The 13,258-nt window shown below is 38.6% G+C and carries 10 protein-coding genes; 9 read left to right on the forward strand and 1 reads right to left on the reverse strand.

All coding sequences use genetic code 11. The features are described from left to right. The first annotated feature begins 85 nt into the window (after positions 1–85). Positions 86–496, forward strand: coding sequence for a hypothetical protein (locus tag H4J76_RS08425; protein WP_182230416.1), 411 nt, complete (start codon positions 86–88; stop codon positions 494–496). Positions 497–550: 54 nt separating this feature from the next. Continuing rightward, positions 551–1,171 (forward strand): LysE family translocator, encoded by a 621-nt coding sequence (locus H4J76_RS08430; RefSeq protein ID WP_182214373.1) that lies wholly within the window; start codon positions 551–553, stop codon positions 1,169–1,171. Positions 1,172–1,285: 114 nt separating this feature from the next. Here H4J76_RS08430 and H4J76_RS08435 read toward each other — a convergent pair whose 3' ends face one another. Continuing rightward, positions 1,286–2,320, reverse strand: coding sequence for a succinylglutamate desuccinylase/aspartoacylase family protein (locus tag H4J76_RS08435; protein WP_182222132.1), 1,035 nt, complete (start codon positions 2,318–2,320; stop codon positions 1,286–1,288). A gap of 252 nt (positions 2,321–2,572) precedes the next feature. Between H4J76_RS08435 and H4J76_RS08440 the strand changes: the two genes are divergently transcribed. The 7 genes from H4J76_RS08440 (at position 2,573) to H4J76_RS08470 (ending at position 13,253) form a co-directional block, all read left to right on the forward strand. Next, the gene (locus tag H4J76_RS08440) at positions 2,573–2,926 is read left to right on the forward strand and encodes a hypothetical protein (RefSeq protein WP_182222131.1); all 354 of its coding nucleotides are present in this window, start codon (positions 2,573–2,575) and stop codon (positions 2,924–2,926) included. A gap of 101 nt (positions 2,927–3,027) precedes the next feature. Next, on the forward strand, positions 3,028–6,495 hold the full coding sequence (gene recC / locus H4J76_RS08445) for an exodeoxyribonuclease V subunit gamma (protein WP_259377131.1): 3,468 nt from the start codon (positions 3,028–3,030) through the stop codon (positions 6,493–6,495). Then, entirely contained in the window at positions 6,492–10,058 is a 3,567-nt protein-coding gene (recB, locus tag H4J76_RS08450) for an exodeoxyribonuclease V subunit beta (protein ID WP_182230418.1), read from the forward strand. The genes recC and recB overlap by 4 nt, the downstream gene beginning before the upstream one ends. Positions 10,059–10,062: 4 nt before the next feature. Next, positions 10,063–12,024: an exodeoxyribonuclease V subunit alpha gene (recD, locus tag H4J76_RS08455; RefSeq protein WP_182230419.1), complete on the forward strand. Its 1,962-nt coding sequence runs from the start codon at positions 10,063–10,065 to the stop codon at positions 12,022–12,024. Between the two features lie 79 nt (positions 12,025–12,103). Next, positions 12,104–12,670, forward strand: coding sequence for a DUF3087 family protein (locus tag H4J76_RS08460; RefSeq protein WP_182222127.1), 567 nt, complete (start codon positions 12,104–12,106; stop codon positions 12,668–12,670). Positions 12,671–12,740: 70 nt separating this feature from the next. Continuing rightward, positions 12,741–13,010, forward strand: a complete 270-nt coding sequence (locus H4J76_RS08465; protein WP_070376721.1) for a DUF5062 family protein — start codon at positions 12,741–12,743, stop codon at positions 13,008–13,010. A gap of 72 nt (positions 13,011–13,082) precedes the next feature. Then, positions 13,083–13,253 (forward strand): DUF2986 domain-containing protein, encoded by a 171-nt coding sequence (locus H4J76_RS08470; protein ID WP_070376722.1) that lies wholly within the window; start codon positions 13,083–13,085, stop codon positions 13,251–13,253. Positions 13,254–13,258 lie beyond the last annotated feature (5 nt).

The following is a 13,258-nucleotide window of genomic DNA, read 5'->3' on the forward strand; positions in this document are numbered from 1 at the left end:
TAATAATTTTAATTACAAAAGGCTATTTATTGCTTTTTTTTTAGTCAGCATTGTCAGCTGTGACGCCCAAGAAAAATCTCAACAAGTGAGTTTGCCATTTCAGTGTTTAACTTCGCAAAGCATCTGTGAAGTTAAAACCATTTTTGGCAGGATGTTAGTTAAGTTTAATGTTGGGAAAGTGCTAACAGAACACCCTTTTGATATACGGGTTGAACTTAAAAAAGATCATTTGCTTAAGGATAACTTTTCCGCTGAAGATTCGTATAGTGTCGTTGGCTACATGGAAGGAAAAACAATGTTTATGGGTAAAATTCCCTTGTTTTTTACTGAGGACATCACCACAGAGAAAAATTATTTTGTTGCAGAAACAATGTTAGGTAGCTGCTCTGAAGATAATATGGTTTGGCGGTTATGGTTAACAGTAGAAAAAAAATCAGCGAATAATGATAAAGAACAAACAAGTTTTTTTATCGATTTTCAGTCGAGTCGCTTTTAGTTCAATTATATCTTCTGATAAGCTACACCAAATTTTACTTAGATAGTTACCCTGATGATTGATTACACCACTTTAGTTATATTCATACCAACATTCTTCTTTGTTAGTATTACCCCTGGAATGTGTATGACATTAGCCCTAACACTCGGCATGAGTATTGGTGTAAAAAGAACCTTGTGGATGATGCTAGGAGAACTCATTGGCGTTGCTGCAGTGGCTATTGCAGCGGTTGTTGGTGTTGCTTCAGTAATGCTTAAATATCCCGATGTCTTTGCTGTAGTAAAATATATCGGCGGAGCCTATTTGGTTTATGTTGGTGTACAAATGTGGTTGTCAAAGGGGCGAATGTCGCTAAGCAGTGCCCAAGAGCCTGCGAATATAGGGCGACTTACCTTATTTAATCAAGGCTTGTTTACCGCTATTTCAAATCCTAAAGGGTGGGCATTTATGGTTTCACTCCTACCACCGTTTATTAATACTCAATTGGCAATAACTCCTCAGTTAATGGTTTTAGTTGCTGTGATTATGGTTTCAGAGTTTACTTGTATGATGTTATATGCAAGTGGTGGTAAAACGCTGAGAATTTTCCTCTCGAAGGGAGATAACGTCAAACTTATGAATCGAATAGCAGGAACACTTATGGCCGGGGTAGGGGTTTGGTTAGCACTAAGTTAATCCTTGTTAAAAAGAGCATTATCATTTTTGGAGCTATTTAGCCCTATTTACTAGGGCACTGTTATTATTATCCAGCTCATAATAAACGTTATCTTTTACTCTTTGGGCCGTTGACTAAACTTTTATCACGTAAAATAAGCAATCATTTAAAGCGATGTTTTTATTTTCAGTTGCCATAAAAATGCGTAAATCAACGGCACAGGTTAAAATGTTTTTACGACAGCTAAAATGATCATCAATCACATTATTTCCATGCTCGTCAATGAGAACAAAATTATCAAGTCCTTTGTCATCAACCCAGCCTAACATTTGATCTTTTCGAGAAATACCATAGTTAAGTTGTTCAATATTTGATTTTATACAAACACCACTAAAGCCTTCATCGTGATCACCATAAGTTAAAGGGGTGTGTGGTTTTAACTCTAAACGTAATGGTCGATAAATAATATCAACCGCTCTATTTTGTTGGAAGGTTTTAGCTTGTTTATTTAAGGTCAGCTGCTTTAAACCTTGGTAAGCAACATGATGAGACTGTTCGTCCTTGCTACCGCCACATTTTACCGTGATCATTGGGCAATCAAACTTTCGTTCCATTAATGTTCCCAATTGTAAGCCTGATAATATAAGGGTCTGGCAAAAATAAGACGTTATTGATAACACCTCAGGCGTTATCATCGGTGCTATAGCAAACGCAGGTCCAGACCCTGCACAATTATGCAAGTCAACAAGAAGTTCTGGATTAACCTCTTTTATGGCTTTCTCTATCAGTAAAGCTCGTTGACAAAAGCCACAATCTGGAATTTTATCACCAGAAAAACAGCGATTAATATCTTTACCGCCATCAAGATAACGACGACTAAATAACGGCGAAATATTAGCGGCCTCAACCGAGCAAATAATAAAGCGGACATTGGTTGTTGGCACAGGTAGTTGCTCATTAGCCGTTAACCAACGATGCATGGCAATTAACCCAGAAGGTTCATTGCCATGTAATAGTGTGGTAAATACCCGACATTTATCTTGATCACTGCCGGTAATATCAATTACTGTAGGCCCGGTCAATGTCATTAAAAACTGTATATAATCGGCTTTTAGTAAAAGAGAACCTGGATTTTTTAAATAGGTGATTTCATCAAAATCTATGTCCATTAGCGATTTCCAATATCCTGTTTGTGTAAGTGGTAGTCATTAAAGATACTTAACTTTGTCAGCAAAGTGTCTCTCTAAGGCGGTACAATGAATTAGCATGTCACAACTTGGGGTAAGTCTTTGTTGATTAGGGTCAATAATGATGAGAAAAGCATGAATTATTTTTATGAAAAGTGTTTATTTAAAACAAACTAATAAAAGTTACTCGTTTATATGTTTGTCGAAAGAAAATTTTTCAACTAACCTTAATTTATGACTTCATTTGAGTCTTTGGCTATGGGACATTTTCATATACCGAGTAAATCGAATTTTGACATGGCAAAGTTTGCCGCGGTGATCAGTTACTTTACCGTTATTGGTTGGTGTATTGCGATACTGCTATATAGTGGTAATCGGTCAAGTTTTTCTACTTTTCATTTAAAACAATCTTTAGGCCTAGTATTAACTTTTACGCTTTTGTCCTTTATTCCTCTTATTGGCTGGGCAGCCAGTGTTTTTGTATTTATTATCTGGTTGATGGCTATCTATTATGCAATATTAGGTGAAAAATATTCGGTGCCTTTTTTAGGTGAATATTTTCAAAGACATCTAGACTTTATTCAATAAAACTAGCCGTTTCACCACAATAACTTAGCTGATTTTTATAGCTTTATTGGTATTGTTATGCTTAAATTTAGGCAGAAAATATTGCACCTAAGGCCTTCATATTGTTCTATCTTTATCCTGCTAATAAAATGGAAAATTTATTAGCACTTCTCGATAAAATCCAACAGGTTTCACCACTTCCTATTTTCAGCCAAGAAATGATTGTTGTGCAAAATGCCGGTATGCAGCATTGGCTTAATATGTCGTTAGCCCAACAACGCGGCATCAGCATGAATATCAGTTATGCCTTGCCGTCACAGTTTTTATGGAAACTGGTCAGAAGCATGGCAAGTGATGAAGATGTTCCCGATCAATCGCCATTCTCTCGTGAAGTACTTTCATGGCGAATAGATCAGTTACTCGCTAGTGCTGTTGTTATACAAGACCCTGATTTTTCCAGTGCAAGCCAATACTGGTTAGGGGGCGCTACTGATGAAGATGACTTAGCCAATAGATCTGTTGGCGAATCTGAAAAAATAAAGCAAGACAACCCAAGAGTATTTACCGAACAGCAAACCTTGAAACGCTATCAACTTGCTTGTCAATTAGCTGATTTATATGAGCAATATTTGATTTTTAGGCCACAGTGGATTAATGATTGGCATCAAGGTAAGAGCAGCCAAAGTTTTGTTAATAAAGAACAAGCGTTAGCTGTTGAAAAATGGCAAGCAAAATTATGGCAATTGTTAACGCAAGAGCAAAGTTATAACCCGCTTGAGTTAGTCAATAAAGCCATTGAAAATATTGTTAGCAAAAAGCACTTATTGCCACCGCGCTTATCTTTTTTTGGTATCAATGCGATGGCGCCAATGTGGTTATCGTTTATTGAAGCGATAAGTGAACATCTTGATGTACATTTTTTCCATCTTAATCCCTGTTTTGATTATTGGGGCGATATACAATCAGAAAAACAAGCGATTAATCTACTCTCAAAATGGGTCGTCGGGCACGATGATATTACCGTAAATGTTGGTAACCCTTTGTTAGCTAATTTAGGTCAGCAGGGCCGCGAGTTTATGGCCTTGCTTAACGATTATTCAACGGTAAATATTGAAGTTTTTGATGCGGTTGAACAAAGTGATGGAGCAGAAAATATTTCGGTTTTGCAGCAAGTTCAACAAGACATTTTAACGTTAACTGATCAAAGAAGCACCGCCAAAAACCAACAAGACAACTCGATTGTTTTTTCTAGCGCACACAGCGCATTACGTGAAGTACAAGGCTTGCACGACTGGTTACTGCATCAGTTTAATGATGATAAAACCTTAACCCCCAAAGATGTATTAGTGATGTGCCCACAAGTTGAACAATATGCCCCTTATATTAGTGCTGTATTTGCACGAGGCTGGCAAGACTTAGCGGATAAAATCCCGCCATTACCTTGTTCTATTGCCGACCGGGTAAGCAAAGATGCAGAGCCCGTTGTCGCCGCTTTTACCCAATTACTGAGTTTACCCGATAGTCGTTTTCAAGTTTCCCAAATCATTGGCATGTTACGTTTACCTGCCATGCAAAATAAATTTTCAATTAGTCTTGAAGAGCTAGACAAAATGTCTGCTTGGCTTGAGCAAGCTTGTGTGCATTGGGGCGTTGACCAGCAACATAAGCAAGAGGTCTTGCATAGCCTCGAAGTTAATAATGCTTTTACCTGGCAACAAGGTTTGTCGCGATTAATGCGTGGCTTTGCTTTTTCTGACCGTTCAATATATGTAGATGAACAACTGTATTTACCAAATGTCGAGGGCAACGATGCCATTTTACTGGGTAAGTTAATGTTGATTATCGAGCAATTACAGCATTTTTCCCAACAACTTGGCCAAGATAAATCAGCCAATCAGTGGCAACAATTTTTATTAACGATGTTAAATAGTCTTTTTGAAGTAACCGACGAAATGGCCTTTAACGTTATTGACCAAGCGATCGGCTCTTTGGCCGAATACTGTCAACATGCCAATTATCAGCCCAATATCAGTTTGAGTGTGGTACGTGACTTTCTGACAAATCATTTTAGTCAGCCCGATCCTGGTCGGCAATTTATGGTTGGGCAGATAACCTTTTGCTCGATGTTACCGATGCGCAGTATTCCCTTTAAAGTGATTGCTATTTTAGGCTTGAACGATGGCGAATTTCCTCGACAACGCCAACCGCTAGGTTTTGATCTTATGGCGAGTAGTAAAAGCGAATTGGGTGATAGATCGCGCCGTGGTGACGACAGATACTTGTTTTTAGAAGCCATTATATCGGCGCGACAGTCATTATATTTAAGCTATCAAGGCCGTAATATTCGCAATAATAATGAAAAGCAGCCATCGGTTGTCCTGAAAGAATTGATGGAATATTTAGAAGCAGGCTATGGCTGGCAGTTACATAATGCTGAGGCTGGCAATGACGAAAATGGTAATGGTGATCGATCTTCAGATATTAAACAATTACCCATGCAAGCATTCAGTGAGCATAACTATTTAGGCAAATTTAAAAGCTTTGACCCTAATTGGTTGAAACTTAAATCAGCTAAAAAAATCCAACAAAGCGATGCTTTATTGTTACCACTTTCGATCATTGCTGATGATGATCCTAAAGTTGTCGATATTAATGAACTGATCCGCTTTTTTCAGCATCCGGCAAAAGCCTTTGCTCAACGACACTTGCAGTTGTTCTTTGAAAGCCACGAAACACAACTTGATGATACTGAACCATTCAGTGAAAACTTCTTGCAGAGTTATTTGTTACGTCAACAGCTGTTAGCGCTTTATCTCGTGGGTAGCAGCGAAGATGAGATTTCTTCTGCGGTAAGTGCGGCAGGGGTGAGCGGCGTTTTTCCTGATTTACCCAGTACCCATGATAGTCTAGAGCGCTGGCGTGATGACAGTGAAACCTTTAGTGAATTCATTCAAAGTCAAAGCCAATTAACCAACGACAGCTTACCGATAACGTTTATCAATACCGAGCTTGATGTGGTACTTACCGATAACAGTCATTTTACCCTCAGTGCTAATTTCCCGGTGCAAGCGGACAGCTTAATGTTTTATCGCAGCTCTTCGGCAAAAGGCAAAGACTTGTTTGGCCTTTATCTACATCAAATTATTATGCAGTGCTGGCAAGCAAATACCTCGAACTTAAATGCGGCTCATTTAACCGAAGAGCAAAATATGCTTGCGCAGGTGAATGTCACTAAAGGTTTTTATTTTGATACTAAAAATCAAAAACCAACACAGTACCGTTTTAGTAAAATAGACAATGCCCAGGCACAACTCGCTTTTATTGTTGAGACCTATCTTAAAGGGCAACAGCAAGCTTTATTACTTAATACTGAATTGATTGAAAAATTCTTTAAAGCTAAAGCCTTTGCGCAAAGTAGTTTTGAAAAACTATGGTCTGACAGTGGCAGTATGCTTAGCGTGGTAAAACCCCTAGGACAAGACCCTTATATGCATTATTTCTGGCAGCAATGTCCTGAATTTTCCGAGTACCAATCAACATTCACCGCACTTTATCAACCGATGTGGCAAGCTCAGGAGCAAATAAAATGAAGATGAATAATCTTATTGCTCACCAGATCCCGTTGCAGGGTAAGCACTTAATTGAAGCCAGTGCCGGTACCGGTAAAACCTTTAATATCACCCGCTTGTATTTACGGCTATTACTCGAAAAGCAATTGCCTGTTGAACAAATACTGGTTATGACCTTTACCAAAGATGCGACCGAGGAGCTACGTGGCCGTATCGATAGTTTTATTCGCCAAGCGCTTAACCATTGGGACGAGTTAATTGTCAGCGATGAGTTCTTTAGCGCGATAAGTCAGCACATTGATGAAAAGTCGGCAAAGATACGTTTGCGCCAAGCATTGTTATATTTAGATGAAGCGGCAATATTAACCATACATGGCTTTTGTAAACGGGTGTTAAGCCAACATGCCTTTGCTAGTGGTGTGGCCTTTAACGCGCAAATGGAAACTAATTGCCAAGATTTAGTGCTACAAGCTTGCCAAGATTGGTATCGAGTATTGGCAAAAGATAGTCCTGAACACTTTAAGCAAGTGATGCAGTTTTGGCCAAATCCGTTAAACTTTCTCAGTCAATTCTCTAAAGCTATTAGTAAACATAATGCGCTTGATGTCGTCAATGTTACTGCAATAGAGCAGTTATTTACCGAATTAGTACAGCAAGCGGTTTATAACCTCGAGAACAATCTACCACTGCTTACTCAGTACCTTATTGATGTTAAAAAAGGCAGTGAACGTGAAAAACGTCAACAAGAGCTTGACTCATTAATACAATGGTTACATCGACTTGCTGAAGATCTGGGGGTTGCTGATGAAAAAATGCCAGATGGTTTTATTGATGGCAAGCGTTACGCGCGCTCGGTGGGTAAAATTGAACTGTTAGCGGTATTTGAACCCGTAAAAATGGTTAAAGCTGAATTGAAATCCCTGGCTAAAAAAATTGAAAAAGTCAAGGCACTGGTCATTGTCCGCGAAGGTATTTATCAAATACGCGCCAATATCACAGAACAAAAAAGCACCACCAATATTTTAAGTTTTGACGATCTTATTTCAACCTTGGCTAATTGCTTACAAGCGAAAAGCAGTAACGCACAAGTCCTAGCACAAACCCTATTTGAACAATATCCGGTGGCGTTAGTTGATGAATTCCAAGATACCGATCCCTTACAATTCTCGATACTAGAAGCCATATATTATCACCAAAGTACGGCTGCTTTATACATGATAGGCGACCCCAAACAAGCGATTTATGGTTTTCGAGGGGGCGATGTTTTTGCATATTTATCTGCCCGAAAAGATTGTGACCAACAGTGGTTAATGGATACGAATTGGCGGTCAACACCAGCAATGATCGCTGGCTATAACCGCTTATTTTATGGCGAAGCGATCACCGATAAAGTTGATGTTACTCAAGGGAATAGTCGGGTGTTTGGTTACGATATTCCCTATATTCCAGTAAAAGCTTCACCGCCAGCACTTATTAAATATAAAGCAATTACCGATAACGCCTTACAATTTGTGCATTTTGTTGATGAAGAAGCAAAAAAATCGGTTGCTCAAAGTTTTCGCCCAGTGATGGCCACTTGGTGTGCCAATGAAATTATCAATTTACTTGCCGCGCCTACTAACGAAAATAACCATAAATTAAGCTCAAAAGATATTGCTATTTTAGTGCGTGATGGCGCTGAAGCACGTGATATAAAACAAGCGTTAGAACAAGCTAATTTAGCGTCAGTCTTTATGAGTAATCGCGCTAACTTAATGAAAAGTGAGCAAACAGAGCAATTGATACAGCTGCTAAAAGGGATCTTGTTTGTTGAAAATGAACGCTACTTTAGTGCTGCCATTGCCTGTGATTTACTCGACTATCACCCTGAAAAATATCGTGAATTACAAGAAAATGAACTTGCTTGGCAAACATTGAAATTTGATTTTGAGCAACTACGTAATGAATGGTTGTATAAAGGCTTTATTTCGATGGCATTAAAATTAATGCATGACCATTTTTGTATCGCCGATGAAAACCAAGATCGCATTTTAACCAATTTATTGCATTTATTTGAAATACTGCAAACGGCCAGTCAACGCCACCGTCAACCACAAGAATTACTTTATTGGCTTGAACAACAAAGTCGGGTTGACGATCCTGAAATTGAAGCCGAGTTACGTCTAGAAAGTGATGATAATTTAATACGCATTATTACCCAGCATGGCTCAAAAGGTTTAGAATACCCGGTGGTGTTTGTTCCTTTTGCCACCCGACATAAAGACCCACTTAAGTTCGGTGCAAGCTCGGTGACCTTTATTGAGTATCATGATGAAAACCACCAGCTCAAATTAAGTTTAGATGGCTCTGACCATTCTAAGGAGTCAATGGCCAATGAGGCTTACGCTGAAGCCATTCGGCTATTATACGTTGCGGTAACCCGAGCAGAAAAACGTTGTTATATCTTAACAACCGCTTTTGATAAAGCCGAGCATTCGCCACTGGGTAGAGCGTTAAAGTGGCAAAGTCAGCAAGATATTGAAGAAAACTTACGCCAACTGGTTAATGATGAACCTAACAACATCAGTTTAGTGACCCTATCATCATTAGAAAACGCCAGTGAGCTTATTGCTCAACAAGCGCCATTAGCGGAAGTTAGTGATAAAACCGGTCAAGTTGCTCACTTTAACGGTAAAATAGAACGCGATTGGTGGCTAAGTTCATTTTCAGCCTTAAGTCGAAATTTACGTCACGGCGGTGTATCTTCGCCTGATCGAGATAACCCACTCGAAAAAAATAGCATGACTGAGCTTCAATCTAGTGCAATGCAAGCGAGTAGTTTATTACGCTTTAATTTAGCAAAAGGAGCTCATACGGGTAATTTATTGCATGATATTTTAGAACATACCGATTTTAATGCCCCCGACTGGCAAGAAGCTATGCATTGGCCCTTGCAAAAGTACGGAGAATTAACTGCGGGTTATCAAGCTGAAGATCTGCAGAGTTGGTTAGCGCAAATGATTAATTCGCCGTTGGGTGATAGCGCATTAGAGATTGATAATAGCGAGCCCTTTAGCTTAGCTGACTTAAAGCAAACAAAAACACTGCGAGAAAGTGAATTTTATTATCCAATGTGCTCAGCGAGTACTGATAAATTAACCCAGATATTGTCGAAACATCGTAATACGCATAGTCAATCAACACAGCAATCAATTGTTCGTTTACCGGCATACCAGCAGCTAAAAGGTATGATGCACGGCTTTATCGATTTGATTTTTGAGCATAATAATAAATATTATATCTGTGATTATAAGTCCAGCCACTTAGGCAATGATTTTAGTGACTATAACCAGCAAGCAATGAAAGAGAATATTGAAAAAAATCACTATGACTTACAATACTTGATTTATGCGTTAGCCTTGCACCGTTATTTAAGTCACAGCTTAGATAATTACGACGTAGAACAGCATTTTGGCGGCACTTACTATTTATATTTACGGGGTATGACTGACCAAGTTGAACACATTAATTGTGGTGTTTACTATCGAAAAATCGAGGCGCACGAACTTGCCGCACTTGATCAATTGTTTTTAGGAGTTGAATAAGCATATGGCAGTGTTATATAAGCAGTTCAGTCATGCTCAACAGCAGCTTAATAATATTGAAGCGGTTGACTACTTTTTTGCAAAAGAAATTCAACAAAGCCTAGTTAATCGCGACAAGCATAACAATAATGACAACCAACAACTTTTTCACTTACTGATTGCCCTCAGTGAAAGCCTTAGGGCAGGCCATAGTTGTTTACCTTTAGCCACCATCGCGTGTACACGTTTTGGTTATAGCTGCGATAAACAAGGTATTGTTACTCATAACGGTTTTACCTTTGCTGAGCAACCACAGCTAGTCAGCTTATGTGAACAGTTGTCTATTATGGCTGATGATAACCATGCTATTGTTTTTTATGAAAATAACCTTTATTTACGTCGTTATTACCATTTTGAGCAAGAGTTACTGACTTTTATTTCAGCTAAAAGTGCTCAAGCCAAGGATTCAAATGTACAAACATTTGACGCCGTTGATATTAAAAACTGTTTAGCAACACTCTTTCCACAGCAACAGTCAGCAGATGATAACAATGAAATAGATTGGCAAATGGTTGCGGTCGCCAATGCCATTAATAAAAAATTCAGTATTATCGCTGGCGGGCCAGGCACAGGTAAAACCTATACGGTGACTAAGTTGTTAGCAGCTTTGGTGATGTTAAACTCAAGCTCAAGCTCAAATGAAAAGCCCAATGCAGACTTAAAGATAGCCTTGGTAGCGCCAACGGGTAAGGCGGCTCAACGTTTATCTGAATCAGTCACTAATGCTTTGCAAGGATTTACAGGACAAATAAGCGCAGCGGTTTTATCAAAAATACCGCAAGAGGCACAAACGCTGCATCGACTCTTAGGTGTTATTCCTAACAGTGTTAACTTTCGCCATCACCAAGACAATTTACTGAATATTGATGTGCTGTTAATTGACGAAGTGTCAATGGTCGATTTGGCGTTAATGGTAAGAGTTTTTAGAGCTTTACCTAGCCATTGCCAAATCATACTTTTAGGCGACGCTGATCAACTGCCGTCCGTTGCTGCTGGTAGCGTACTTAACGATTTAGCACCTAAGCCTCATCGTGGCTACAGCCCCGAGAATCATCAATATTTAAGCCAAGTCAGCCAATGTGCAAACTTACCTCAGTGGAAAAAGTCGCCAAAATCATCAGGGTTGACCCTAGCCGCAGATCACGTGGTGTTTCTTGACAAAAGTAGACGTTTTGATGGTGAAGGTGGGATCGGAAAAATAGCGAGCCATGTTATTAATGGTCGCTTTAGCGAAAGTTGGCAACTATTAACAGAAAAACCAGTTATAGATAATAATCACCAAGACGTGCCTCAGTCTGGGAATACCTTATGCTTACTCGAAGGTAAAACTAGTTCTTGGTTAACGGCATTCGTCAGTGAGTATTACGCGCCCATTTTTGCGCAAAAAACAGTGTCTGCTGCCTTTAAACAATTACAAAAATTTCGTATCTTATGCGCAACACGTGTTGGTGAGCAGGGGGTTGAGTCGTTAAACGAACAAGTACAAAATATACTGATTAAACGCGGTGATATTAATGCTTTTGATACTCGCTATTGCGGGCAACCTATTATGATCAATGTTAATAATTATTCACTAGGTTTATACAACGGCGATATTGGTTTATTGTGGAAAAATGAGTCGGGCCATTTAATGGCTGTTTTTGAGCAAGCAGACAATGAATATAAGTGGGTGAATCCGGCGCGTTTACCTCAGCATGAAACCGTTTATGCGATGACCATTCATAAAACTCAAGGCAGTGAGTTCGAACATGTTGTGATGGTATTACCGGAACAAACTGATAATAAATTACTTTCTAGGGAATTAATGTATACCGCTATTACTCGGGCTAAGAAAAAACTGAGTATAGCTACCTTAGCGAATGTTTGGCGACAAGGAGTCACGACAAAAACAACACGCTATTCAGGTGTCGACCTCTATAAAAAATAAAGCTAGAGAATAGGGTTTACTGAAAGAAATTACGTTAGAATAACGTTTTAATTTTAGTAACCCATTAATAAGTTGTACCATGACGTTAAAAGACATAGATAAAAAAGCTTATCGCAGTAAGCTTAATCAAGTGATTGTTGGTTTTATTGTTACCTTCGCAATATTAGCCATTGCTTTTGGTGGTATATTGATTGCGGTATTTGCTGAGCCTTTAGCGCTTGATACCATGGCTCAAGCGAGTATGAATACCGCGATAGAGTCGGGTCAGCAAACCAGTAACTTTCGTTATAACTTTTTAGGCGTTATTCTGGCATTGTTAACGTGTGCAGGGATACTAAGACAATTAAAAAACACCCCCTTTTTTAATGAAATTTATTATGTTTGGCAACTTAAACAAACGCAAAATATTATTTATCGTCGTTTGAAAAAAATTAAACAAGCGAGTGTTAATGGTGATGAAAATGCCTTAATTATTTTGAAATTTTATTATGCTAGCCTAAAGCAACTTTATTTATTAGATGACAATACACTGACTATGTCGTCGTTAGAGGCTGATATTACTCATCTTGAGGGATTAATCACTCAACATGGAAAAGAAATTACTACCGAGCAGTTTACCAAAGTGTTACTTTCAAGCTATAAATAACGAATCGACCTTGATGGCAGTAAATTAAATGCCTTTTACTTTGATGTGAAGCCACAATAAAAGAAGCCCAATGAAAAAACCTAAAAAGTTAAAGAATGAAACCGCTTTATTAAAAAAAGCGATTGAAGTTGGCGAAAAATATGCGATGAACCGAGGTTATAATGGTTTTTCTGCCACCAATGCTTCAAAAGACAAGGTTGAAAGCTTGTACCGTCTATTGGTTAACGACAAGCTTATTCAAGCTTCGCCTGCTGATGGTGAAGACTTGCTTAGTATGAAACATCGATTAGCAATGTGGATAGCAAAGCAATTACCCGAAGACCATCCATTACTTAAGTAATAAATGCCTATTTTAATGATAGGGTCTGTGCGTTTAAATAACGCTTTATAAATTTAAATATAGAAAAATAAAATGAATCGTAAGAAAAAAATAAATGCCGCGTTAAAAAGTAAGCAGAAAAAAGCCAATGCTAAATTACATACCAGCAACAAGCCCCGTTATGTTTCAAAAGCTGAACGAGCACTTTTAGAAGGAAAAGAAGCGGCTGTTCAAACAACTGATGAACCGCAACTTACTGAGTAATTATT

This window comes from Colwellia sp. BRX9-1, from assembly GCF_014077195.1.
GTDB lineage: Bacteria > Pseudomonadota > Gammaproteobacteria > Enterobacterales > Alteromonadaceae > Colwellia_A.

Excerpts from the sequence above, each read along its gene's own strand:
- H4J76_RS08435 (WP_182222132.1), bottom strand. The coding sequence starts at position 2,320 with ATGGACATAGATTTTGATGAAATCACCTATTTAAAAAATCCAGGTTCT.
- H4J76_RS08440 (WP_182222131.1), top strand. The coding sequence starts at position 2,573 with ATGACTTCATTTGAGTCTTTGGCTATGGGACATTTTCATATACCGAGT.
- H4J76_RS08465 (WP_070376721.1), top strand. The coding sequence starts at position 12,741 with ATGAAAAAACCTAAAAAGTTAAAGAATGAAACCGCTTTATTAAAAAAA.
- H4J76_RS08430 (WP_182214373.1), top strand. The coding sequence starts at position 551 with ATGATTGATTACACCACTTTAGTTATATTCATACCAACATTCTTCTTT.
- H4J76_RS08460 (WP_182222127.1), top strand. The coding sequence starts at position 12,104 with ATGACGTTAAAAGACATAGATAAAAAAGCTTATCGCAGTAAGCTTAAT.
- H4J76_RS08470 (WP_070376722.1), top strand. The coding sequence starts at position 13,083 with ATGAATCGTAAGAAAAAAATAAATGCCGCGTTAAAAAGTAAGCAGAAA.
- recB (WP_182230418.1), top strand. The coding sequence starts at position 6,492 with ATGAAGATGAATAATCTTATTGCTCACCAGATCCCGTTGCAGGGTAAG.
- recD (WP_182230419.1), top strand. The coding sequence starts at position 10,063 with ATGGCAGTGTTATATAAGCAGTTCAGTCATGCTCAACAGCAGCTTAAT.